Annotated in this window: 24 protein-coding genes; 14 read left to right on the top strand and 10 right to left on the bottom strand. The window is 66.1% G+C overall.

Annotated features, from left to right (window positions below; all coding sequences use genetic code 11):
• Nucleotides 1-38 precede the first annotated feature (38 nt).
• Nucleotides 39-518 carry a MarR family winged helix-turn-helix transcriptional regulator gene (locus tag ACLHIH_RS12275; RefSeq protein ID WP_411317107.1) on the top strand — a complete coding sequence of 160 codons (480 nt, stop codon included), beginning with the start codon at nucleotides 39-41 and terminating at the stop codon, nucleotides 516-518.
• Between the two features lie 989 nt (nucleotides 519-1,507).
• A complete protein-coding gene (locus ACLHIH_RS12270; protein ID WP_411317106.1) occupies nucleotides 1,508-2,293 on the top strand; it encodes a hypothetical protein in 786 nt (261 codons plus the stop codon).
• 146 nt (nucleotides 2,294-2,439) lie between these two features.
• Here ACLHIH_RS12270 and ACLHIH_RS12265 read toward each other — a convergent pair whose 3' ends face one another.
• The 4 genes from ACLHIH_RS12265 to ACLHIH_RS12250 all read right to left on the bottom strand — a co-directional run bounded on the left by ACLHIH_RS12265 (nucleotide 2,440) and on the right by ACLHIH_RS12250 (nucleotide 6,366).
• Nucleotides 2,440-2,832, bottom strand: a complete 393-nt coding sequence (locus ACLHIH_RS12265; RefSeq protein WP_411317105.1) for an ATP-binding cassette domain-containing protein — start codon at nucleotides 2,830-2,832, stop codon at nucleotides 2,440-2,442.
• A 397-nt stretch (nucleotides 2,833-3,229) separates the two neighbouring features.
• A complete protein-coding gene (locus ACLHIH_RS12260; RefSeq protein WP_411317104.1) occupies nucleotides 3,230-4,444 on the bottom strand; it encodes an HNH endonuclease in 1,215 nt (404 codons plus the stop codon).
• On the bottom strand, nucleotides 4,422-5,402 hold the full coding sequence (locus ACLHIH_RS12255) for a DNA cytosine methyltransferase (RefSeq protein WP_411317103.1): 981 nt from the start codon (nucleotides 5,400-5,402) through the stop codon (nucleotides 4,422-4,424). Before ACLHIH_RS12255 ends, ACLHIH_RS12260 begins: the two co-directional genes overlap by 23 nt.
• A gap of 1 nt (nucleotide 5,403) precedes the next feature.
• On the bottom strand, nucleotides 5,404-6,366 hold the full coding sequence (locus ACLHIH_RS12250) for a DNA cytosine methyltransferase (protein WP_411317102.1): 963 nt from the start codon (nucleotides 6,364-6,366) through the stop codon (nucleotides 5,404-5,406).
• A gap of 235 nt (nucleotides 6,367-6,601) precedes the next feature.
• Here ACLHIH_RS12250 and ACLHIH_RS12245 point away from each other — a divergent pair, with 235 nt between their 5' ends.
• Both ACLHIH_RS12245 and ACLHIH_RS12240 read left to right on the top strand, forming a co-directional pair.
• The gene (locus tag ACLHIH_RS12245; protein WP_411317101.1) at nucleotides 6,602-8,671 is read left to right on the top strand and encodes a UvrD-helicase domain-containing protein; all 2,070 of its coding nucleotides are present in this window, start codon (nucleotides 6,602-6,604) and stop codon (nucleotides 8,669-8,671) included.
• A gap of 270 nt (nucleotides 8,672-8,941) precedes the next feature.
• A complete protein-coding gene (locus ACLHIH_RS12240; RefSeq protein WP_411317100.1) occupies nucleotides 8,942-10,528 on the top strand; it encodes a hypothetical protein in 1,587 nt (528 codons plus the stop codon).
• A 323-nt stretch (nucleotides 10,529-10,851) separates the two neighbouring features.
• Here ACLHIH_RS12240 and ACLHIH_RS12235 read toward each other — a convergent pair whose 3' ends face one another.
• The gene (locus tag ACLHIH_RS12235; RefSeq protein ID WP_411317099.1) at nucleotides 10,852-11,802 is read right to left on the bottom strand and encodes a nuclease-related domain-containing protein; all 951 of its coding nucleotides are present in this window, start codon (nucleotides 11,800-11,802) and stop codon (nucleotides 10,852-10,854) included.
• A 146-nt stretch (nucleotides 11,803-11,948) separates the two neighbouring features.
• On the opposite strand from ACLHIH_RS12235, the gene ACLHIH_RS12230 reads away from it, so the two are divergent.
• Nucleotides 11,949-12,140, top strand: coding sequence for a hypothetical protein (locus ACLHIH_RS12230; protein ID WP_411317098.1), 192 nt, complete (start codon nucleotides 11,949-11,951; stop codon nucleotides 12,138-12,140).
• A gap of 81 nt (nucleotides 12,141-12,221) precedes the next feature.
• Nucleotides 12,222-12,488, top strand: coding sequence for a hypothetical protein (locus ACLHIH_RS12225; RefSeq protein WP_411317097.1), 267 nt, complete (start codon nucleotides 12,222-12,224; stop codon nucleotides 12,486-12,488).
• A gap of 35 nt (nucleotides 12,489-12,523) precedes the next feature.
• Here ACLHIH_RS12225 and ACLHIH_RS12220 read toward each other — a convergent pair whose 3' ends face one another.
• Complete coding sequence (locus ACLHIH_RS12220) at nucleotides 12,524-13,153, bottom strand: small multidrug efflux protein (protein ID WP_411317096.1); 630 nt, start codon at nucleotides 13,151-13,153, stop codon at nucleotides 12,524-12,526.
• A 215-nt stretch (nucleotides 13,154-13,368) separates the two neighbouring features.
• Here ACLHIH_RS12220 and ACLHIH_RS12215 point away from each other — a divergent pair, with 215 nt between their 5' ends.
• The 4 genes from ACLHIH_RS12215 to ACLHIH_RS12200 all read left to right on the top strand — a co-directional run bounded on the left by ACLHIH_RS12215 (nucleotide 13,369) and on the right by ACLHIH_RS12200 (nucleotide 16,394).
• On the top strand, nucleotides 13,369-14,151 hold the full coding sequence (locus ACLHIH_RS12215; RefSeq protein WP_411317095.1) for a MerR family transcriptional regulator: 783 nt from the start codon (nucleotides 13,369-13,371) through the stop codon (nucleotides 14,149-14,151).
• Complete coding sequence (locus tag ACLHIH_RS12210; RefSeq protein WP_411317094.1) at nucleotides 14,141-14,860, top strand: GOLPH3/VPS74 family protein; 720 nt, start codon at nucleotides 14,141-14,143, stop codon at nucleotides 14,858-14,860. The genes ACLHIH_RS12215 and ACLHIH_RS12210 overlap by 11 nt, the downstream gene beginning before the upstream one ends.
• 284 nt (nucleotides 14,861-15,144) lie before the next feature.
• Nucleotides 15,145-15,579 carry a hypothetical protein gene (locus ACLHIH_RS12205; RefSeq protein ID WP_411317093.1) on the top strand — a complete coding sequence of 145 codons (435 nt, stop codon included), beginning with the start codon at nucleotides 15,145-15,147 and terminating at the stop codon, nucleotides 15,577-15,579.
• A 50-nt stretch (nucleotides 15,580-15,629) separates the two neighbouring features.
• Nucleotides 15,630-16,394, top strand: a complete 765-nt coding sequence (locus tag ACLHIH_RS12200; RefSeq protein ID WP_411317092.1) for an SDR family oxidoreductase — start codon at nucleotides 15,630-15,632, stop codon at nucleotides 16,392-16,394.
• 153 nt (nucleotides 16,395-16,547) lie between these two features.
• On the opposite strand, the gene ACLHIH_RS12195 is transcribed toward ACLHIH_RS12200, so the two are convergent.
• Nucleotides 16,548-16,895 carry a hypothetical protein gene (locus ACLHIH_RS12195; protein WP_411317091.1) on the bottom strand — a complete coding sequence of 116 codons (348 nt, stop codon included), beginning with the start codon at nucleotides 16,893-16,895 and terminating at the stop codon, nucleotides 16,548-16,550.
• Nucleotides 16,896-17,068: 173 nt separating this feature from the next.
• Entirely contained in the window at nucleotides 17,069-17,674 is a 606-nt protein-coding gene (locus ACLHIH_RS12190; RefSeq protein ID WP_411317090.1) for a hypothetical protein, read from the bottom strand.
• 206 nt (nucleotides 17,675-17,880) lie between these two features.
• Between ACLHIH_RS12190 and ACLHIH_RS12185 the strand changes: the two genes are divergently transcribed.
• Both ACLHIH_RS12185 and ACLHIH_RS12180 read left to right on the top strand, forming a co-directional pair.
• Nucleotides 17,881-18,273 (top strand): RidA family protein, encoded by a 393-nt coding sequence (locus ACLHIH_RS12185; RefSeq protein ID WP_411317089.1) that lies wholly within the window; start codon nucleotides 17,881-17,883, stop codon nucleotides 18,271-18,273.
• 74 nt (nucleotides 18,274-18,347) lie between these two features.
• Nucleotides 18,348-19,115, top strand: coding sequence for a DUF1345 domain-containing protein (locus tag ACLHIH_RS12180; RefSeq protein WP_411317088.1), 768 nt, complete (start codon nucleotides 18,348-18,350; stop codon nucleotides 19,113-19,115).
• Nucleotides 19,116-19,445: 330 nt separating this feature from the next.
• Here the strand turns inward: ACLHIH_RS12180 and ACLHIH_RS12175 are convergent, their stop codons facing one another.
• The gene (locus ACLHIH_RS12175; RefSeq protein ID WP_411317087.1) at nucleotides 19,446-20,144 is read right to left on the bottom strand and encodes a response regulator; all 699 of its coding nucleotides are present in this window, start codon (nucleotides 20,142-20,144) and stop codon (nucleotides 19,446-19,448) included.
• Nucleotides 20,135-21,565 carry a sensor histidine kinase gene (locus tag ACLHIH_RS12170; RefSeq protein ID WP_411317086.1) on the bottom strand — a complete coding sequence of 477 codons (1,431 nt, stop codon included), beginning with the start codon at nucleotides 21,563-21,565 and terminating at the stop codon, nucleotides 20,135-20,137. Before ACLHIH_RS12170 ends, ACLHIH_RS12175 begins: the two co-directional genes overlap by 10 nt.
• Nucleotides 21,566-21,695: 130 nt before the next feature.
• Between ACLHIH_RS12170 and ACLHIH_RS12165 the strand changes: the two genes are divergently transcribed.
• Complete coding sequence (locus ACLHIH_RS12165) at nucleotides 21,696-22,592, top strand: ABC transporter ATP-binding protein (protein WP_411317085.1); 897 nt, start codon at nucleotides 21,696-21,698, stop codon at nucleotides 22,590-22,592.
• Complete coding sequence (locus ACLHIH_RS12160; protein WP_411317084.1) at nucleotides 22,589-23,419, top strand: ABC transporter permease; 831 nt, start codon at nucleotides 22,589-22,591, stop codon at nucleotides 23,417-23,419. Before ACLHIH_RS12165 ends, ACLHIH_RS12160 begins: the two co-directional genes overlap by 4 nt.
• Nucleotides 23,420-23,425: the final 6 nt, after the last annotated feature.

Below are 23,425 nucleotides of genomic sequence, written 5' to 3'. Positions count from 1 at the left end.
AGCAATACTACCTAAGTACTTAGCGATATGATGGTGGGATGGATGCAGTCGATCGAATAGTCGAGCAGTGGCGGGTAGAGCGACCCGACCTGGACCCCTCCCCCATGGTGGTGATCGGACGCCTGAGCCGTGCGTCCGCAATCGTGGACGCGCGACTGGCCGCCACCTTCGCGACCCACGGCATCGACGCGGCGACGTTCGATGTGCTGGCAACCCTGGCGCGCCAGGGCGCGCCCTACCGGATCACCCCCGCCGAGCTCGCCGCGAACAGCATGATCACCACGAGCGCCGTCGCCCAGCGATTGAACCGCCTCGACAGCCTCGGGCTCGTGACCCGCGAGCCCAACCCCGACGACGGGCGCGGCAAGTTCGTGCAGCTCACTGCCGCCGGTCGCAAGCTCGTCGATGCCGTGCTGCCCGACCATCTCGCGACCGAAGAAGAATTGCTGTCGCCTCTGTCACCGGACGAGCGGAACACGCTCGCCGAGTTACTGTCTCGCCTTGCGACGCGGGGCTGAAGCTCCTGCGCTGGCCCATTTGGCGCGCCAGAAAGGTACTCAATGGGTCACCGCACCATGTGAATAGCGGCATGACGAAGGCGTCCGACTACGCCCTCTGGCCGCCGTCCACCGCGACGACGACCGCGAAGCATCGATCCACGACCTCAAGTCGCTCAATCCCCACCCTATGGACCACCCCGTGGTTGTGCCGCGAATGGCATTTGCAAGACGTTCTCGCCCACGCAGTCGAGTCGGCGAAGACGACTCGACTGCGCTTCTCCAGGCGGATGCTCTGCAGACTTCGACTTCGACCATGACAACGCTGAGCGCGCGCTGCGGTGGAAACACTCGACCCGACCCAACCCCGGGACAGGTTCCGAGCCCGAAGCTCCAGCACGTCCACCCCGCCGGTCGCCTTGGCGACTTGCCTGGTGAAGGCGTACGTGCACGGGGAGGACAGTCATCGCCCGCTCAGCATCGGGGCCGAAGGTACGGGCGCCCTTTATGAATCTGTTGCCTGCTATCTCGGGGCGCCCCGTGTCTGCAGCTGCGCTGACCGGCCCAGGAGCGCCCCGTTCGTCACCTGGTCGAACACCGCGCAACGATGACGCGGCCGAACTAAAGCGCATAACTAGCAATGGCGTTCAAATGACCCCACACGGAGGTGATGCATCACGAAACACATTGAGACCGCCAACAAGTTTTGACACGCTTAAGTTACGTGACACCACCTGCCGGGAAAAAGCAAGGGCGATACCAACTCTCAAGAGTATGAGCAACGGAAGCACGAACCTGGACTTTCGCGTCGTCGTACCCGCGCTGGCCCCTCAAACTGGGGGACTGATTCTGTCCGCATCTTGGGGGACCCCGGGTATTGTGAACCCAATCGCCTGCCGCAAGTACGCATATGCGAACACGCCCGGCAAGCCATTTCTGCATCAGTAAAGCCGAGTCCGGCGAGTGGGCTCTGAAGTCCTACATGTCGTTGACCCCAAGAGAGGCCCCTTGTGCGCACAGCCACCGTCGCCCCCGCCGTTGTTCTCGCCCTTACCATTGTCTTGACTGGCTGCACCGCCGCACCGGCGACTCGTGAATCATCGGAAAGCGCCGCAGCCACGACTGCCCCGACTCCAGACCCGGGCGCTGAACAGTTCGCGACCATCGAAGCTTTCGTAGGTGCAGCGTTCCAGGGACGTTACGACGAAGCTGCTCAGCACGCATCGCCCGGTTCCGCAGCGGAACGGTACGTGTCACATCAACGAGCTATGAACACGGGCTACAACGCCAACGGCGATGGTCAGGATGACCTCACAACACTGCCAACATTGAGCTTCGACGACGGTTTAGTGACGGTCGTCGAAGGCGATTCCGAACCGTACAACCTCAGTGACTTCACCTTCGATGACGAGGGGCTTGTTACTGGATGGGCCGGCAAATCCGGGCCTGTCGCTGAAGCTCTGTGGACTCAACCCTGGTCTGGGCAAAGCGGTGGAAATACGATCGACCTCACGTCGGCCTATAGAGCAAATAGCGGAAACCTGTTCGTCGTTATCAAGGTCGCAGCGAACGAACGGGCGACAGCGCCCTACAGCTACAGCGCGACGTACTCCGCCTCGGACGGAATCACATACAGCGCTGCATACGCATCTCAGCCGGACGAGATCGCAGCGGGGTCGGCAGGGTACATCGTCGTCGTATTCGAAGGTGCACCCTTTGGCGGCACCGTCAATCTTGACGGAGCCAGTCCCGACGACTTTTCGGCAACTTGGACCGCGTCCGTGCCGGTCGCTTAGGCCAATTCCCCTTAGTCTTCTTGGAGCTCTCGAAACCGAGTCGACTGTGTCGAGACACCCGTTATTCGTCCACCCAAAACTCGCCGGCCCGCAGGATGGAACGTGTCTGCCGCGCATAGCGAGGAAGTACGCAGACCCCAGAACCCTCAGCTCGCGTCGTCCCCATGCACCAGGTCGGAGATCTGCTTCTTGATCTCGTTGAACGCAGGCGAGTTCACATCGCGCTCGAGCTCGCGCGGCACCTTCACGATCTCTTTCACGTACCCCAGGATGCCGCGCGACGCTCCGCCGATCATCACGACAACCCGGTCGGCGAGAAACACGGCCTCTTCGATGCTGTGCGTCACGAAGATCACGGTGGTGCCCGTCGTCTTGTGGATGCGTGACAGCTCCACCTGCAGACTCGACCGGGTGAGGGCGTCGAGCGCTCCGAACGGTTCGTCCATGAGCAGCACCGAGGGCTCGTTCGCGAGCACGCGCGCGATGGCCACGCGCTGCTGCATTCCGCCCGAGAGTTCGTGCGGATAATTGCCCGCCACGCGCCCGAGCCTGACGACGTCGATGAGCCTGTCGGCGATCGTGCCCGCGTTCGCTCGAGCAGATTTACGCTGCTACGGCCCGCACATCACGTTCTCGCGCACGCTCAGCCACGGAAACAGCCCGTAGTCCTGAAACACGACGCCCCGCGACGCACCGGGGTTCGTCACGGCATCACCGTCGACCGCGACCGAACCCTCGGTAGGTGTATCGCAACGACGTCCTCTCTCCTGGCAGAGAATGCACTACGGCGAAGCGCCTCTTGGTAGGCACCACTTCTCCGAATTGAGAAACCGCAACGCGGCTCACTTCAATTCTCTATCCGCAACGTCGACCCTGGGCCTAGTCGATCCGCAGAATCTCCCTCGCCGATGGGTGCCCTGCGAAATTGAGGGTTGATCACTCATAGTTCCATCTCCACCTTAGAGATGAGCGACTGACGTACGTCGGCAGCTCGACTGACTCCGGCAGGGTGGCGTATGTGGGGTCGAGTGCGGTAGACCGCGCCATCCGCAGAGTGCCGTCACTCCAGATAGATAGGTTGCCCGAGTCAAAAAGTGTGTGTACGTCGGATCTGAGACAAAGCCCGTTCGATTTGTCGTCCGTACCCCCTCTCGACACGGGACGAATATGCGCCGCCTCCAAAACCGAGGTCGTCTTAGTGCCCGTCACCAAGCACACGCCGGAACTCGCTTTGAGCACATCACGTCGAAACTTGGCTTGACCCGGACGTGAAAGTATCGAGACAAGCTGGCGCGCGCGGTCAATCTCCCCCACCAAGTCATCAACTTCAGCTTCATGCACGGGCGCAAATGCCGGGCGAACGGTCGATGCCGACGGGACTAACGCACCTTCCGTGGACAGCCAGTATCTCTTCTGCGAGCCCTCGAACCGTAAAGTCATGAAACCGTAGTTCGCGAGGAACAGAAAGAACTCGTTGGCCATGCGTCGATCGTTCGCTCCGTTGAGGGGAGACTCCCATTTGTCAGGTTCCAACTCCCCGGCCCGGAAGTCGAGAATGGCGTCTGCATATTCCTGTAGCTCTGCCTTGTGCCCGGAAAGCGGCTGAATGATCAGCACAGCTTCATCCAACGTGAGGTAGCCCTCGTCACGGCTAGTTGTCTGCAATGATGCAGCAATCTGCAGAAGCAGAAGTAGAGGACGCACGCTCAAACCTGCCGCGGCCCAGGAGCGCTGAACACGAGCGGGTTGAAACACACTCGGCAATTCGCGTTCCAGTACAACTTGAGTCGCAAATTGAAGCGCAGTCAGATCCTTACGCGCATACGCCCGGCCGAGTGTTGTGAGTCGGATCGGGCTGGTATCGGCGAGAACTCCCGCAAACTTCCAGTACTGACCCGAGTTCCTTATCAAGTTGCGGTCTGCTTGCCTTGCGAGACTCACATTTGTGTCGACCTCGTCCTGCACTCTTTCGAGATCCGCCAATAAGTTAAGGTCGCTCGGGTGCTTGCCTTCGTTGTTTGCGAGCGCGCCGAGAACACCTTTAAAGACGGCAGGGTCGTTGAGGCCCTCAGTCGGCTGAAGAGTCGCCCACTGCCACTTGAAGCCGGCGAATGGAGGGCGACGAGGATCAGCTCCGTTCGCGAGCCTCAACGCTTACTCCTTCCGCGAACGTCGATCCGGCTGCGAGGAGTGCACTTCTGAGGGCGGTCGCAACCGCCTCAGCGACTCGCGGGGCTACTGCGTTCCCGATGAGTCGATATGCGGCTGACTGATTGCAATCGAAAAAGAAATCCAGGGGGAACGATTGGACGGTCGCTAGTTCTCTGACAGACATTCGCCGTTCGTTCGACGGATGATGCAGTACGACGACGCCCCCGCGATTGTCTCCACGCGCCGTGATCGTCGGCGCTGGTTTGTCCGGGTCAATCATGCGGTGACCGAGGTAGCCGTTGAAGCGCAATTTGTACTTCGAGTAAGTGTGGTTCGAGAGAGTGTGATGCAGGTCTGGGTCTGGCAGCGGCATCAGCGCTTGTCCTACGGAGACCCACTGCGGCAGTCCTGTGTCGCGCTCGTTACTGTGTGTGGGTTCCGGATATCGGAACTGCGCCCTCAAATCCTTCCGAAGGCCGACGATGAACACTCGTTCTCGGCGCTGGGGGACACCGTAGTCAGCAGCGTTCAGAATTTTCCAAACGACGTCGTAGCCGGCGAGCTCGAAATCCTGAACAATTCGGCGAAGCACTTCGCCGTCTTCCATATAAGTCAGGCCTTTGACGTTCTCGGCGACGAAGGCGAGAGGTCTCTTCGCCTCAATCACGCGAAGCATTTGCAGATACAACGCGTTGCGGGCGTCATCTGAACGGCGACCCGTGTTCGCAACGGAGAACCCCTGACACGGGAAACCGCCAAGCACAATATCGGCGTCGGGAATTTCGGAGGACGCAATGGTGCTGATGTCTGCGAGGACGCAGCCACCCCCGAAGTTGGTGTTGTAGGTCCGAACCGCGTCTGGGTCGTTGTCATTAGCCCAGGTGAGGACAAAACCAGAGGTGTTCTTGAAGCCGAGGTCCAAACCACCGGCTCCGGCAAATAACGACACAACCTTCATCTCAGGCCGCCCTTCCACTTTCGCTTGGAATCTGACGGTGCGCGACGCTTGCCGCCGACCCTAGTGCCTCTGCGAATTTGACCGCGACGGCGTTGCCAACCTGGCGGTAGGCGGACCCTAGTTTTCCTTCAAACTCGAAGTCGAGTGGAAAGGTTTGAACCGCGGCGCTCTCACGGACACTCATGCGTCTTGTTCCGTCAGGATGAGGCGTCGCGTTGACTCCTCCGCCTCCATTACCTCGAGCAAGAATGGTGGGAGAAGGTCGATCTGGGTTCGTAGCGCGATGACCGGTGAAGTCTCGCTCGACTACCCGGTATCGAGAATATTGCTGGTTAGGTACCGCCAGCGGAAACTTGATTGGATCTGGGACGGCGGCCAGGCATTCACCCAGAGTTCGATGCGGCTGCAAACCATCCTCAGGTCGGGACGAATGAGTCGGTAGGGGATGGCGAAGGTCCGCAACGTTCGGCAAGTCGATTCGGGTCCCCAAGAAAATCATTCGATACCGGTTCTGCGGAACCCCAAAGTCCGCTGCATTGAGCACCTTCGCCGCAACGCGATAACCTGCCGCCTCGAATCCGGCCACGATGAGCGCCAGGGCCGACCCGCCACCGAGTGACGATATTCCTCGGACGTTCTCGGCCAGAAAATAGAGTGGCTGTTTGTCAGTAATCACTCGAACGAACTCTTTGTAGAGCCTATTCCGCGGATCCTCGATAGTCCGTCTCAGATTTGCTTGCGAAAAACCTTGACATGGGAATCCCCCGACGATTAATTCCGCCTCGGGAATGTCGTTCGATGAGATCGCCTCTATCGGCGCATGAATGACGTGGTCACCGATGTTCTTCCGATACGTCGAAACAGAATCCTTGTCGAAGTCATTGGCCCAAATGAGTTCATGGCCCGTCGCGGCCAAGCCGAGATCGAGACCCCCAGCCCCAGAAAAGAGCGAAACCGTATCCAATACATTTCCTAACCGTCCCCACGAGAATAGAACGGCCCGCTGACATCCCTCGGCTCTGCGGTCCGACTATGTCGCGTGGCGCGAAAGAAAGGCCCCCACTCGACGTGACGACTTCGACATCGGAATTCGCAAATCTTCTCGGTACCCCCATAACTGGCCACACCCGACATCCGCTCACTATGGGAGGCTGAACTAGCAGTCGGCGGCCAGGGTCGACGCGTTCGGGGGAACGTCAGTGGGTGCAGGACATTCGGCCGCGGGGCAAGCCGCGCTATTTCAGCTTGAGGCGGAGCAACTCGCCTACGCGCAGCAGACCGCACTCGAGATGCACCGCCGGTATTCGGCTGCTGCAAGCAGCGAAGCTGCACTCGGAGCGGCGCTCGAACCACTCGAGGAGCGGGGCTTCCGGGTGTTCGCCGACCGTGCGTGGCCAGGCACCCGGAGCGGCGCGCAGGTCGACTTCGTCGTCGTCGGGCCGAGCGGGGTGTGGATCGTCGACGCCAAGAGTTGGCGCGACGTGCGTGTGCAGGGCGACCGCGTCTTTCAGGGGCAGGATGACGTCACCGAACGCCTCGACAACCTCACGTCGCTTATCGCCACTACCCAGAGCGACCTCGCAGAGATCGGAGTCGCACCGGGTGAGATCCACGCCGCTGCCGTGTTCACCAACAAGGGCGGGGTACTTGGCCGCATCAACGGCATCGACCTCGTCGGCATCGACCGCGCGCTCAAGCTGATCCTCGGGCGTGGGCAGCGACTCGGCCCTGTCGAGCTCGCAGCCACCGCGGACCGCGTCGAGCTGCTGTTTGCTCCGCTTGCCGAGCGGCGCAGGTTCTTTCGATCTGTTCCGCGGGAACCCGTGGTTCCGGTCAGCCTTCCGCAAGCGCTCATCACCGTCGACGAGCTCGAAGCGTCGCTCCTGGCCTTCGAGCGCGCCAAGCCGATCGAAGAGTGGATGGCCTTTCTTCACCCCGATCAGGCGCGGCTTGCGAAGCGGTCGTTCAACGGGCCGTCACGAATCCGAGGATCCGCGGGCACCGGCAAGACCGTCGTCGGGCTGCACCGAGCCGCCCACCTCGCGCGCACCACGCCGGGGCGCGTCCTCGTCACCACCTTCGTGCGCACCCTGCCCGACGTGCTCGAATCGCTCATGCAGCGGATGGCGCCGGAAGTTGCGCACCGGGTGGACTTTATGGGCGTGCACGAGTTCGCTCGTGAGGTGCTGAAGGACCGCGGCATCCGACTATTCGTCGATCAGAAGAAAGCCGACATCGCCTTCGATGCGGCCTGGCTCGCCACCGGCTCGACCGCGGTTCTTTTGCGGGTCGACCGCAGCGAGCGCTACTGGAAAGAAGAGATCTTCAGCGTCATCAAGGGTCGCGGCATCAAGCGGTTCGAGGACTACGCGCAGCTCTCTCGCGTCGGCCGCCGTCGCGGGCTGAACCCCGAGCAGCGTCACGCGGTCTGGGAGCTCTACTCCGCCTACGACTCGCTCATGAGAGCGCGCGGACTCAACGACTACGCCGACCTCATCCTGCGCGCCGAGCGGAGCCTTCGCGACGAACCGCTCGACACCTACAGCGCGGTCGTTGTCGACGAGGCACAGGACCTCAGCTGCTCGATGATCCGCATGCTGCATCACGTGGTGGGCGATCGCCCTGACGGGCTGAACCTCATCGGTGATGGCCGCCAAACGATCTATCCGGGCGGCTACACGCTGTCGGAGATGGGCATCTCCATCGCCGGACGCGGCGTGATCATGACGCAGAACTATCGCAACACCGTCGAAATCGTCGACTTCGCCGGAACCCTCATCGCCGGCGACGACTACGTCGACATCGAAGGCGAAACCTCGCCGAAGGATGCCGCGGCACTCGTCTCGCGCCGAGGTGCGGCACCGACCGTCACCCGGTTTCCCTCGCGGTCGGCGCACGACAAGGCCCTCGTCGCCCACGTGGTCGAGCTCCTGCGCACCGGATGCGCGCCCGGCGACATCGGAGTTCTTGCGCCGCACACCTGGGCGACGCGCGACATCCGCAAGGCACTCGAACTGGCGGATATCGCCACAATCGACCTGCTGAACTACCGGGGAGCCGTCGACGACAAGGTGAAGGTCGGCACGATCAAGCGAGCGAAGGGCCTCGAGTTCAAGCAGGTGCTCGTCGCGCGCACGCCGGCCGCGCTGCTCGACGACTCGAGCGTGGCGCTCGACTCGTCTGAGGGTGAGCGGCGTGAGTTGGATCGGCGCGAATTGTATGTGGCGATGACCCGGGCACGGGATGGGTTGTGGGTCGGGGTGGCTTAGGCGGCCAATCGCCTGCGGCCGTCCGGCAAATGAGGTTGGTATTGCCACTCGTCGCGTTTTCCTGTCCGAACTACTTGCGGCACATGTCGCGAAACGGCAAAAGTGGCGCGCCAGACGTCTGAGAAACGGCCACAACCTTCAGAACACTCAGGTCGCCTCCCGATGCGCGAACAACAGCTACGGACGGCGGCGCGGTGCGGTCACCACTCATTGAGGCCGCATTGCCGACGAGAACACCATTCAGCGCGACTTCGAGGGAGAATCAGGTTCATGAGTGTTCTTTACAGAGCGGTGTGGTCGGACACAACTACTGCGGATCGCGTGCCCGTAATCGAAACCCTCCGCAACTGCGTCGCTGTGTGGACTCAAGAGCGGTCCGATCCGGAACCGATGCCCGAGGGCGAGAGCCATTTCCAGGTTTCGCAGGGGCGAGATAGAACGGTGTCCCTCCGATCCATCGGTTCAGAGGCATTCGAGCTGACAGCGGTGGACATAGTTCCGGGAGACCCAACTGAGTGGGTAACGGCGATCCGCGCAGTCGCTGACGGCACCGGCATACACACCCTTGTCGAGCTGAGCATGTCGTCCGACGACCTTGCTCGCCGCGTGTCGGTCGGTAGGCCAAGGATCGTGCATGAACTGCTCGGAGTGGCGGCGAAGCCACATCTGGGCGGGAGTCGACTTGTGCGGGAGCCCCTCGCGCTGCCCTCCAACGGGATATCGATTCTGACGGATCTGCTCGCCGACGAAACTAGACGCCTCCCGATCATCGTGTGCGCCCAACCGAACGGTGAGAACACCGACGCCTGGCAGCGTGTCGCAGCCACGATCGCGTCGCGTGCCGAAGGGGTCGCAGTCGTTATCACCCTCGACTCGAGCGCTGTTACGCAATTCCGCGATGCGTTCGGTTCACTTGCAATCTGGGATGGGGGTGTGCGAATTTACGCGCCCGGCGCGGTATCGAAGGATTCTGACGGATGGCGGCATCGCTACTACGTGAGGTCGCGACTTGAAGGGGCCCGTCATTCGACAGTTGACCGGATCGTCTATTCCGTCGCGCAGCTCTCGACGAGGCGTCGTGTGCCTGACGCCTTCGCTATTTTCGGCCAGCAGAGCGGGCTTCCCCTGGATGCTCTCGATGAGATGGTTCCAGCAAGTGCGCTAGTCGAGGCGCGCGAGCGTTGGGAGTTCGACAGCGAGGTGGCTCGCGACGAGCAGAGCTCCGTGGAGAGAGAACTTTCCAGCGCCAACGGGCATCTGTCACGGCTCAAGAAGGTGCTCATTGACAGTGGGCAGGCCGACCTGCTGTGGGGTACTCAGCATGAGGATTCGGCGTCAATTCCCGACGCGGTGCAGTACACCTCGGAAGCGGCAATGGCCGCTCAGGCTTACCTATCTGAATGGCTCGTGCTTCCGGACTCCGCAATTCGAGAACTTGAAGACATCGACAGCTCGCCGGAAGCGTACAACTGGGGCAACAAGACTTGGCGCGGTCTTCGCGCGCTCGCAGCGTACGCCGAGGACCGTGCCGCGGGCTGGGACAAGGGCGGGTTCTGGGAGTGGTGCGCGTCAGGCCCGTTGCTCGGATGGCCAGCAACGACCAAGAAGTTGTCCATGACAGAGAGTGAATCCGTTCAAAATAACGACAAGCTGAGCCGCACGCGCATATTCAAGGTCGATCTGGCGGTTAATAGTTCAGGTGAGACGACCATGCTCGCGCACCTGAAAATCTCCGAAGGCGGAGGGAGTCTCGCGCCTCGCGTTTACTTCTACGACGACACGAGCGGGCCGACAAAGAAGGTACACATCGGCCTTGTGGGACCTCACTACCTGGTTCCGAACAAGTCGTCGAACTGACACAAGCCAGAAGACAATCTCCTCTGGTCTTGATGCTTGCTGTGCACCACCGCGAAGTGCGAGCGCTCGAACCGTTGCATTGCGTGGGGCTCGTGGAAGGCGCGGCACAGTAAGGGGCGGGTCGTCAGACTGATGGTCGGCGGGCCACTTTGGCCGTGGTCCACTCGTCGCATCCTCGAGTCCGAGTCCAGTCGCATAACCCGTTGCCTGCCGTCACCCATCGACGTGTCGTAAAAGATGCTGTGGCTCTGCGTTTCGGGGTTGAGCGGATGCGCGGCCACCCCCGTTCGGGCTGGCTGGGGGCGTGCACGCTTGCCCAGCGCTTACGGGGCCGTCTGCGCGAGGAACGCCGGCAGCAGAATGTGCATGACTGCGAAGTAGATGGCACCCATTACTGCTGCTGCACCAACAAGCCGCAGGCCTAGCTCGAAAAACGCGAGCCCGATGCGGCGACCAAGCGACGGCTTCGCGCGCGCCCGTCGTGATCGCGACGGCGCGGTGACGGTGGTGACCGGTTTGGGCGACACCGTCATGCCCCTCGCCGACTTCCGTGACGTGCCGAACGGTGCCGACGAAGGCACGGACGTGGCCGCCCACGGCACCGGCCCGGGAGGTGTCACGCGGGCCGCCGTCGCCGCGGCGTTGACCGCACGGTTGTGCACCGAAGCATCCGCCGCCATCTTTGCGAGAAAAGCGATGAGGCTGTCGCGATCGCCATCGGGGGCGAGAGGTTTGGAGCGCCAGGTCGTCGAACGGGCTGCGGCCGCGTCGATGCGCTGCACCTGCTCGTCGCTGAACTCGCGGCGGCGGTCGCGCAGCTTCAGCAGGTCGGTGTGCGGCATGACCAGCACACCCTCGGCAGGCGGGGCCTCGCCGCTGAACTTGTCAGCACCCACGACCGCAATGATCGCGACCACCGGAACAGTGAGACCCGCCGCCTCAGACAACAGCTTCTCGGCGCGCTGCGCCTCGGCGACCGCCTTCGGGATGTGACCCGTCTTCGAACCATTGACGAAGAGGCCCCAGCCGCCAGTCCAAATCGAGGCGGATGCGTGGTGCTTCGAGTTGATGGTGAACACCCCGGGCGGCCCGACCACCACGTGATCGATATCGCAGTCGGCATTGCCAACGGGCACCGAGTGCAGCACCGTCCAGCCCTCGCCGAGACCGGCGAGCACCCCGGCGACCGTGAACTCGCCGAGCGCACCGGTGTACCAGGAGGAGCGAGCCTCCGACGTGTCGCCGGTCACGCCCGACCCGCTCGCCTCGGCCATGAGGCCCTGCGCAGGCATCCGTGCACGAAGATCCGACATGACCACCCCTGGTTCGCGCCGCCCCCGGCTGTTCGAGAATACGAGCGGGGCTCGGATGTCGCGATCCCCCGAGCGGGGGTGGGGTGGGGCTGTTCTAGCCTGGTGGCATGAACGCGTTCGAGATTGTCACCGTGCTTATCGGAGTCGCGCTTCTCGTCGCCGGGTCTGTTCTCATCGCGCGGCAACGACGACGCGTCGGGCCTCCCCCGACGAATCGCGAGGCGACGATGACCATCGTTCTGTTCGCCGCGGGCGGCTCCCTCACGACGATTGCGCTCGCGAACGCCTTCATCCTTTAGCGTCAGGCTTCGGTGCGTTCGCAACAGGGAGTCCCCCGCGCGACGGAGTCGCCGCAAACATCCGCTCGTTACCGTGGAGGCATGAGCGAGACGCCGAACCACGAGAAAGCAGAGCCGCGACCCGACCCGCGGGTGACATCGAGGGCAGAGTCGAGCGCGATCGCGGCGGAGCAGGCCCGAAAGGCGGTCACCGTCAACCTGTGGATCGGGGTCGTGTTCGTGGCTGCCGGGATCGCCGTCGTTCTGACGGTCGAGAACTGGGTCATCGGCATGCCGTTCGTGATCCTCGGACTCTCGTTCGTGTGGACGGCTCAGAGCGCGAGGAAGAAAGCGAAGTCGGGCCGGTAGTTACGCGGCACTGGCAACGTGGCCGAACCTCACCATCACCACCCGACGAGCGCGAGCACGCCGGTCGCGGCGAGGGCGATCGCGCCCGTCCACAGCACGATGGCGATGACCTGCCACAGGATCACCCACTGCTTCGACACCCCCGAGCCGACGAAGAACGCGGCGGTCAGCATGGTCGGAAGCGCGAGAGGGGCGAGGATGCTCGCGCCCGGAACGCCGAAGCGCACCATCCAGCGCGTGAGGCGCGCGCGTCCCTTCGCGCGCCGGGTCGGCTTCGCGTTCGGGTCGGCGGGCCCGGTGTCGGATTCGGTCGACGCGTCGTTCGGGTTCTCGAGCGTGATCACGCTGCCGTCGGTGCCGACCAGGCTCGTCGCCGAGGTTGTGGCCGCGCGCTTCGCCTCAGCACGCTGCGCGGCCGCACGCTTCGCCACGACCCGTTCGCGAATGCGCGAGCCGAGCAGCACCACGCCGATCACGCACAGGATGTTGCCCGCCATGGCGGCGAGCGCGGCGACGATCGGGTTGATGCCGGCGATGATTCCGAACGCCGCGGCACCCTCGCCCTCGATGTAGGGGATCGCGGCGGCGAGCGCCACGATCACGGGTTGGAGAATGCCGGGCACCTGGTCGATGAAGTTCTGAAGCCACTCGTAGGGGTTGTCCATGTCCGTTCTTTCTGCAAAGTCGGTTCGCGGGCGGCCGGTCGGCCATCCGCGGGTATGACTGCAGTGAAGACCGTGTTCTCGGCACAGGGTCAAGCGCTGCGTCGTTCTCCATGAGAGAACGACGAGACCTCTTGACCCGGTTGTCGGAACAGGGTCTTGAATGGGCTCACGACTGCGGCGCAGACATCCGCGTGCAGTAGAGAGAAGGAGGCGTCATGCCGTGGAGTACGAGCGAGATCGCCGAGCTCGCGGGCACGACCGTGAACACGGTGCGCCACTACCACCGCGAGGGGTTGCTCGCCGAGCCGGACCGCACGAGCAACGGCTACAAGCAATACGGTGCTCGGCACCTCGTGCGGCTGCTGCAGATCCGCCGCTTGCGCGACCTCGGTGTGCCGCTCGCGCAGATCGAATCGGTGGCGGGCGGCGGGGAGACCCCGACGGCGGCGCTCCTGTCGATCGACGCCGACCTCGCCGCGACCATCGAACGGCTGCAGCGCGCCCGCGGCGAGATCCGGGCCATCCTCGCCGGGTCGACCGCCACGGATGTGCCACCCGGTTTCGAAGACATCGCCGGCCGGCTGTCGACATCGGAGCGGTCGCTCATGCTCGTCTACTCCCAGCTCTACGACGAGTCGGCGATGACCGACCTCAAGAAGATGGTCGAGTCGGAGCCCGAAGACACCGACGCCGAATTCGCCGCGCTGACCCCCGACGCCGACGACGCCACCCGACAGCGGATCGCCGAGATCTTCGCCCCGCAGATCGCACAACACCTGAGGGACTACCCGTGGCTGACCGACCCGGCCGAACACCTCCCGCGCGGCCCCCGCGTCACCCAGGAGACGTTCGCCGAAACCATGGTCGAGCTCTTCAACGAAGCCCAGCTCGATGTTCTCGCGCGCTCGAGCATCCTGGCGCGGGCGGAGAGCGACGCGGGTGGTGCGACTGCAGACCCCACACCCCCGACCGAAGGAGACGACCACGATGCCGGATGACCTCACCACACGCTCGGCAGACAGCGGGCCTCGGCCCCCGGCCGACGCACCCCTCCTCATCGAAGACGTTCTCCTGCTGCTCTTCCAGCCCGACTCGGGCTCCATCGCGGGCGAGAACATTCTGTTCTACGTGCTCGGCGGGGCTGTTCTCGGCGACCTCGCGCTCGCCGAGCGGGTCGAGCTGCACAAGCATGGCGCACTGAGCACGCGGGTGCATCCGATCGGCGATGCGTCGCCCGGCGACGAGCTCCTCGCGCCCGCGTGGTCGTACATCACCGAGAAACCTCGCGGCGTGCAGACTGTGCTCGCCGCGATCGGCCCTCAGCTGCGCGAACCCGTTCTCGACCGGCTCGTCGATCGGGGCGACCTCACCCGCACGAAAGGCAAGACGCTCGGCATCTTCCCGTCGACGAAGCTCACCCTCGGCAGCGACCGGCGCGCCGAGCTGATGACGGAGGTGCGGGCGGCACTCGTCGACGGCGAGGCACCGAGCCCGCGCACCGGCGCGAGCATCGCGCTGCTCTCGGCGAGCGGCACCCTGCCGCAGTTTCACAGCGAGATTCCGTGGAGCGGCGACGTGTACACCCGGGGCAAAGAGCTCGAGCGCGGCGACTGGGGCGCGGCCGCGGCATCCGACGCCGTCACGCGCACCCTCGCGGCGGTCATCACCAACGCGGTCGTCGCGGCGACGATCCTGCCGCGCACGTAGGCCGCGGGCGCGGGGTCTGGTGAGCGCGGCGGCGGGCGCGCCGGGGCGGGCGCGGGGTCTGGTGAGCGCGGCGGGGCGGGCGCGGAGTAGGAGTCGGGGCCGGACACGCCGTGCTTCGCGCGCACGGGGCGGCGCGCCACATCCGGAGTCCTACTCCGCGCACGTGTTCGAGCGCGCGGGCGGGCGGGCGAGCGGGCGAGCGGGCGACGCTCACCCGAGCGCCCGAGCGCGCTTTCCCCCGCGCGACGGAGTTGCCGCCGACATCCGCTCGCTACCGTGGAGGGATGAGCGAATCGCGGAACGACGACAACGCCGCCAAGAAGAAGGCCGACGCGAACAGCACCTATCCGGCACTCGGGGTGGTGTTCTTCGCCGTCGGCTTCGTGTTCTTCCTCACCATGGACAACTGGGCCATCGGGCTGCCGTTCGTCGCCCTCGGGCTCGCGTTCTTCTCCATGGGAGTTGCGAGGATGAAGAAGCCGAAGCCGCCGAAAGGACCGCTCGGCACAGACCCCGACGCCGACGGCCCGCTCGCCGGTGGCGCGGCCACACGCCCGGGCTCCGCGGCAGCACGGGCGAAACGCCCCGACAAGGCCGGGGGCGAGGGTGGCGCACCGGCGATCGACGGCGGCACACACGCCAAAGACTCGACCGGGCAGGCGGGCGACGGCAACGATGGCGGCGGTGGAGACGGCGGGGGCGGTGGCGGCGGCGACTAGCCCCGCTCATGCCGTCCACGCCGCCCCGACCCCGCCGTAGACTCCCGCACATGTCACGACCTGTCGCAGTGATCACCGGGGTCGGCCGCCCCGAAGGCATCGGCGCGGGCATCGCGCGCACCCTCATCGCCGACGGGTGGACCGTCGCCGTCAGCTACTTCACCCCCTACGACGACCGCGTCAACGGCGGAGCCACCGGCCTCGAGGGTCTGCTCGCGGAGTTCGGCGAGCACGCCATCGCCGTTCCCGTGGACCTCGAACGAGCGGATGCCGCATCCGTTCTCTTCGGCGAAGTCAGCGCGCGACTCGGCACCGCGTCCGCCCTCGTGCTCAGCCATGCGGAGAGCGTCGACTCGAGCATTCTCGACACCACCGTCGAGAGCTTCGACCGGCACTTCGCGGTCAACACCCGCGCGAGCTGGCTGCTCATCGCTGAATTCGCCCGGCAGATCGAGGCCGCTCGCGGTGCAGACGAGTCGCTGGATGGCGGCGCGATCGTCGCCCTCACGAGCGACCACACGACGCACAACCTGCCATACGGCGCGAGCAAAGGCGCCCTCGACCGCATCGTGATCGCGGCCGCCCGCGAACTCGGGCACCTCGGCATCCGCTCCAACGCGCTCAACCCCGGCCCCGTCGACACCGGGTGGATGACCGACGAGGTGCGGGCTGCTGCTCTCGCCGCGCAACCGACCGGGCGCCTCGGAACGCCGGCGGATGTCGCCGACCTCGTGTCGTTTCTCGTCTCCCCTCGCGGCGCGTGGGTGACCGGGCAGCTGCTGCACGCCGACGGCGGGTTCGCGGCGCGGTACTGAGGGCGTGGCGCGGCGAGGCGCGGCGCGGCGCGGCGCGGCGGCGCGGGCTTGCAGGAGTTTCTGTTGAACCCGCACCTCTCGCAGGAGAAATGGGACGCCGCACGCACAGAACTCCTGCGCCCACGCCACTCGTGTCAGGCGAGTGGCGCGCGCCTACAGGTCGTCGAGCGAGGTGCGCGGGAGCATCGCGTTCGACGACAGTCCGCTCGCCGCACGCGTGACCGCCTCCCGCCGACCGACCGTGAGCAGGTGCTCGATCGCGCCCGGCATCGTGGGAAAGAGAGCCCAGGTGAAGTCGGCCCCGACCACCATGACCTCGAACTGGTCGTCGCGGATCTCGATGTACCCGAGGAGGTGGCGCGGGTCGTCGTCGCGGAGGAGGGAGTCGGAGACCCGCCATCCTCCGAGAGCCACCTGGCGCACGGTGGCTTCGGTGAGGTCGACCTCGGCGGGCCGATCGGTGCGGGCGAGCGTGTCGACTGCAACGTCTTTGATGGACATTTCCGGTCCTCCTGTCGAATGAACGAGTTTTGCCGAAGACCGGGGCAAGTGAGAAGAACGTAAGTCGGCGGCATCCGGCACGTCAACCGGTCGACGAGATGCGGGCGGATGCTTGACAGGTGGGGCCGGGCGTGCGGTAATCGGGTCTTTTCGCCGGCGGGATCAGGGGCGCATCAGCACCGGCGGAACACCCGGGGCCCGGCACCGCGCTCGAACCCGAGGCGCACATATCCGTCGGCGAGCGCGGGGGAGTCGGCGACCGCGACGACGAGCGCGCCCGGCGGCACCGCTTCGAGCAGACGGCGGGCCAACAGCAGTGCCGACATCCGCGTGCCGCGGCGCTGGGTCAACGCCATGACGGTCCATCGCTGCCCGGGCGGCGTCTCGGAGCCCACCGCCATGGTGAAGCCCGCGGTCGACATCATGGCGAGGGGGGCGATTCCGATGACCACGAAAAGCAGCGCGGCAGCCAGCACACCGAGCGGACCGACGGTCACCCACAGCGCGACTGCGGTGGCCACCATCCCGGCGAAGATGAGCAGCGCGAGCGCGATGGCCAGAACGAAGTCGAACACCGGGCGGTAGCGGCCGAAAATGACCATTCCGTTGCCGTCGCGCGATCGGTAGAGCACCCTGCGGAGCGCATACGGCAGCAGGGTCGCGACCGACATCGGCCACGATGCCACCGCGAGCGCCCGGTTGCGACTGAACGTGTGCGCCATCAGCCACGCCAGCTGCGGGAGGCGCGCGAGCGAGGCTGGCGCGACGACGGGGGGCATGGGTCCAGTCTTGCGCAGGGTGGGGCGGGGGCGGCGCGGTAGCGCAGGAGGAACTGCTGAGCAGGCGCTCGTTGCAGGAGGTTTCGGGGTCTTCGAGCGCGCAACTCCTGCAATTCCGACACCCCCTTCGACGGGCGTCACTGGTGCACGTCACCGGTTGACGCAACTATGGGGTGCATCCCGCACCGCAGAACCGAGAGGACCCCGTGTCAGACCTCATCACCCTCATCGACCCGCCCGAGCTTCCCCAGAACCCGGCGTTCAGTTCGGGGGCGATCACGCGCGCCGGCGCAACGCTTTACGTCGGCGGACAGAACGGCATCGACAGCGCGGGCGACCTCGTCGATGGCATCGCCGCGCAGACCGCGCAAGCACTCCGCAATGTGCTGAGCGTGCTCGCCGCCGCCGGAACAGGCCCCGAGCATGTCGCCAAACTGACGATCTACCTCGCCCCCGGCGTCGACCCGAGCGCCGGATTCGCCGCGTCGCGGGACGTGTGGGGCGACAACCGCACCGCGATCACGGCGCTGAGCGTGCACGCGCTCGCGCTCCCGGGTGCGCTCGTGGAGATCGAGGCGGTCGCCGCCATCCCGGAGTAGGGACCGCGCATCCGCCCCCGAACACACCCCCGAGTGGGGCCGCCATCTGCCCCGAGCATCAGAAAGATAGCCCTATGGATGCGAACACACCGAGCTCAAGACCCGACCCGCGGCCCGAACCGCGCCGCGACCCCCGGCCGAGAGTCTCCCGCTGGAACAGCGACCTCGTTCGCGTGTTCGTGAGCAGCGTCATCGCTGTGCTCGTCATGGTCGTCGTGCTCCTGTGCCTCATCAACTTCACGAGCTTCGACGGCAGCAACGAATTGCGGGTGCAGGTCACAGGCTTCGTGATTCTGTGGGTTGTTCAGACGAGCATCTACGTGGGGTGGGGAACCTGGGTCTACTCGCGACTCGACCAGACCACGCTCGCGTTGCAGACCGCCGCAGACGACGAGGGCGAACGCAAACTGCCCGCCCGCGTTCTCGGAATGAGCGGGGCGACAAACACGACCCTCTCCGCCGCAGTGCTCGCGGTGGTCATCACGATCGTGATCGCGCAGCGACCCGAGTTTCGCGGGGAACCGATCTACGTCATCGCCGCGCTCGTCACCGTGGCCACGTCGTGGATTCTCATGGTCTTCTCGTTCGCACAGAACTACCTTCGCCTCGGCGCGGCCGACGACGGCGAGCACCTCCGATTCCACTTCCCGGAGCGCCCCCGCTTCAGCGACTACCTCACCCTCGCGGCGCTCGTGTCCGCCATGGCCGCCACCACCCCCGCACAGATCAGCTCGCGCAAAGCGTGGGGTGTCGTGCGCGGAAACGTGATCATCGCCTTCGTCTTCAACTCGGTCGTCATCGCCATGATGGTGTCGCTGCTCTTCGGGGGGCTGCTGAACTGAGGTGGGGCGGGGCGCGGGCTCGGTGTCTGGGTGCGGGGTCTCGCGCGCAAGTTGCGGGCGCGGAGTAGGAGTTGCGGCAGCGGATGCGGCGTGGCGGGCGCAGGGGGCGGCGCGCCGCATCCGGAGTCCTAATCCGCGCCCGCGGACCTCGGATGCTCGCGGGGCGGGCGATGCGCGGCGAACACCGTGTGCGGCTCCCCCGATCGACCGCGCTGCAGGAGTTTTTGCTGACCCCACACGTGTCGCAGGAGGTTCTGACCTCCCGAACGCGGCAACTCCTGCAATTCGGTCGGCGACCGGGGCCGCGCGGTTCGCACCCGCGCCCGCGCCCTACTCCCCCGTCAACCCCGCGTCGTGCACGGTGCGGGCGATCTGCACGCGATTGCTCGCCTCGAGCTTGGTGAACAGGTGCCCGATATGTGTTTTGACGGTCGCGACTCCCATGTAGAGCTCGGCGGCGATCTCGGCGTTGGAGAGCCCGCGGCCGACGGCGATCGCGACGTCGCGTTCGCGGTCGGTGAGCCGCTCGAGCAGGGCGACGGCGTGGGTGCGCCGCGCATCCGACCCCCCGGTCACGGCGGCGATGAGTTGCGCCGTGACGCTCGGCGACAGGATCGACTCGCCCGCCGCGACCCTGCGCACGGCGTCGACGAGTTCGGCGGGCGGGGTGTCTTTGAGCAGAAACCCGACCGCCCCGTGCCGCAGGGCCGTGAGCACGAGCTCGTCGGTGTCGAACGTCGTGAGCACGATCACCCGCGCGCGGTCGCCGCGAGCGGTGAGGGCCTTGGTGGTCTCGAGCCCGTCGAGGCGGGGCATGCGGATGTCCATGAGCACGACGTGCGGTGCCGTCGCGGCGATGACCTCGAGGGCGTCCCGACCGTCGGAGGCCTCGCCCACGATGTCGATCGACGCGTCCCCGCCGAGGATCATCCGCAGTCCCGCCCGCACGAGGGCGTCGTCGTCGACGATCGCGAGGCGCGTGCGGGGTGCGGGCGCTCGCTCGCCCTCGCCACCCGCCGTCACTCCCATGGCAGCCTCGCCGTCACCACGAAGTGGTCGCCGCGGTCGACGCCGTGCGCGAGCGACCCGCCCGCGAGCTCCGCGCGCTCCTGCAGGCCCGTGAGGCCGACGCCGCTACCGCTGCCGCCTGATTCCCTGGTGCCAGCAACGGATGCCTGCCGCACCGGGTTGCGCACGGTGACACGCAGCTCGGCGTCCCGGCGTTCCAGCTCGACCGTCACGGGTGCGCCAGGCGCGTGCTTGCGCGCGTTGGTGAGTGCCTCCTGGATGATCCGGTATGCGGTGCGGGAGACCGACTCGCCCAGGCCCTCGAGGTCGACGGCGAGGGCGAGGTCGAGGTCGCCCGCATCCGGAGTCACGCCAGCATCCAGGGTCACGTCCGTTCCGGCCTCGCGGGAGTCGTCGAGCAGCGCGGGCAGGTCGGCGAGGGTCGGCTGCGGCGGTTCGACTCGGGCGTCGAGGCGCTCCGCGTCGGCGCGGCCGCCGTCCGCAGCATCCGCGCCGTCGGCGGCGCCCGCTCCGCCCGCGGCCCCCGAACCGCCCTCGCTCGACCTCAGCACCCCGAGAATCTGCCGCAGCTCGGTGAGCGCGAGCTGCGCGTTGTTCTGGATCACCGTCGCCGCCTGCGCGGTCTCGTCGCGCGTGAGGTCAGTGCGGTAGGTCAGGGCTCCCGCGTGCAGGGAGACGAGCGAAATGTGGTGGGCGAGCACGTCGTGCATCTCGCGGGCGATGCGGGTGCGCTCGGCCTCCCGGGCCGACTCCTCGCGCAGGGCCTGCTCGCGTTCGGCGTTGAGCGCGCGCTCCCGCAGAGACGCGAGGAGGTCGCGGCGAGCGCCGACGTAGAACCCCGTCGCCACGAGGATGCCGTAGACGGCGATCGCGATGCCGCCCGACGCCCAGCTCGAATACATCTCGGTTTGCTCGCCGGCCACGCTCGGGCGCACCACGAACTCGTAGACCACGGTGCACGCGATCCACACGACACCGACGGCGACCACGGGCCTCCAGCGACGCCGCGTGCTCATCGAGACGATGGCGAGCATCGCCGCGCCGATGGAGAACACGGAGACGGAGGAGAGCCCCGCGGTGATCACGGCGATCGTCACAGGGTGGCGGCGGCGAAGCGGGAGCAGCGCCACAGCGACGCCGCCGAGCACGAGGTCGAGCAGCATGAAACCGGTGATCACCGCGTTGTCGCGCTCCGACAGTTCGTCGGGCCCGAAACCGACGAACTCGGCGAGGGTGAAGATCCAGAACAGTGCGCCGGTGGCGAGCACCAGCAGGTAGCGCCAGATGCGCGACCACGCCTGCAGCGGCGGGGCGGGCAGCGCGGCCGGAAGCGGGGCGCGGGATGCCTCGGCCCCGGATGCCGCGACTGGCCGTGCTCGCGTCGACCGCTGCGGCGGCACGGAACTTCGCCTGTCGGTCACGGTCTCGAGCCTAGGGTGCGGCCGCAGGCATCCTCTCCCCTCTGGGGCTCGACCTGCTCCACCCAAAGTCGGAGACGGTCGAGACCGCGCTCCGATCCGCGGCGGCCGCGGCGCCGAGAGGCTGAACACCATGATCACCGCAACCAATCTCACGAAGCACTATCGCTCCCGGGCGGCCGTCGACGACGTGTCGTTCACCGCCCAGCCCGGGCGGATCACCGGATTCCTCGGCCCCAACGGTGCCGGAAAGTCCACGACCATGCGCATGCTCGTCGGCCTCTCCTCCCCCACGTCGGGGTCGAGCACGGTGCTCGGCGTGCCCTTCCGCCAACTCGACAACCCCGGACGCCACGTCGGCGTGCTGCTCGACGCCGCAGCCCAGCACCCCGGTCGCACCGGGCGCGAGTCGCTCGCGATCTCCGCCCAGCTCATGGGCCTCGCCCCGGGGCGTGCCGACGAGGTGCTCGACGTCGTCGGCCTCACCGCCAAGGAGGGGAGCGCACGCATCCGCGGCTACTCCCTCGGCATGCGCCAGCGCCTCGGTCTCGCGAGCGCGCTGCTCGGCGATCCCGCCGTGCTGATCCTCGACGAACCCAGCAACGGGCTCGACCCGGCAGGAATCCGATGGATGCGCGGTGTGCTCACGTCGTTCGCCGCGTCGGGTGGCACGGTGCTGCTGTCCTCCCACCTGCTGCTCGAGGTCGAGGCCGTCGCCGACGACCTCGTGATCATCGGGCAGGGCCGGATTCTCGCCCAGGGCAGCGCTGACGAACTGCTCGCGTCGAAAGGCACCCAGGTGCGCAGCCTCGACGACGCCGCCCTCACGCGCGAGCTCACCGCCGCCGGGTTCGACGTCACCCCCGCCGGCGACGGCATCTCGACCTCGGCGACCGTCGACGACGTGGGGCGCCTCGCGCTCGCCGCGGGCGTCGTCGTTACCGACCTGCGCCCGGCAGCGAACGCCGGGCTCGAAGACCTCTTTTTCTCTATGACCGCCCAGCACGGGCGAGAGGATGTGCCCGCATGACCACCCCCAGCACCTCGACCTCGACGTCCCTGTCGGCCCCGCCCGACGACCTGTTCGCCGCCCGCACGTCGGGCACGAGCATCCGCCCGACCGGGGGTATCCCGTTTCTGAGACTGTGCGCGGTGGAGCTGCGCAAACAGCTCGACACCCGCGCCGGGCTGTGGCTGCTCGTCGCCATCGCGATCATCAGCGCGGGCTTCATCGCCCTCAACCTGTTCACCGCGGACGCCGAGTTCAACACCTGGACGAACCTCACGGCCTCCGCGTCGACCGGGCAACTGCTGCTGCTGCCGCTCATCGGGGTGATGGCGGCGACGAGCGAGTGGTCGGCCCGCACGGCACTGTCGACCTTCACCCTCGAACCGCGGCGCACGCGCGTGAACCTCGCGAAGCTCGCGTCGGCGAGCTCGCTCGGGGTCGCTGTCATGTTCGTCACGCTCGCCGCGAGCGCGATCGCCAACGTCATCGGCCTCGTGTGGCTCGACGGCGACGGCTCGTGGGCGCTCGACTGGGGAATCGTGGCCGGAACCGCGCTCGCACTCATCCTGCTCGTGTGGCAGGGCGTCGCGTTCGGGCTCGCGTTCTTGAGCACCCCCATCGCGATCGTCGCCTACCTCGCGCTGCCGACGGTGTGGTCGATTCTCACCTTCACGATCGAAGCGCTCGCGGAACCCGCGCAGTGGCTCGACATGAGCCTCACCCTCGCGACCCTCATGGGCGGCGAGATGACCGGTGAAGACTGGCCGAAGCTGCTCGTGTCGCTGCTCGTGTGGGTCGGCATCCCGCTCGGCATCGGACTGTGGAGGACCGCTCGCCGCGAGCCGTAGGCGGAG

This window comes from Marisediminicola sp. LYQ134 (assembly GCF_046599635.1).
Taxonomy (GTDB): Bacteria; Actinomycetota; Actinomycetes; order Actinomycetales; family Microbacteriaceae; genus Marisediminicola.
This window is presented reverse-complemented; position numbering and strand designations above follow the sequence as displayed.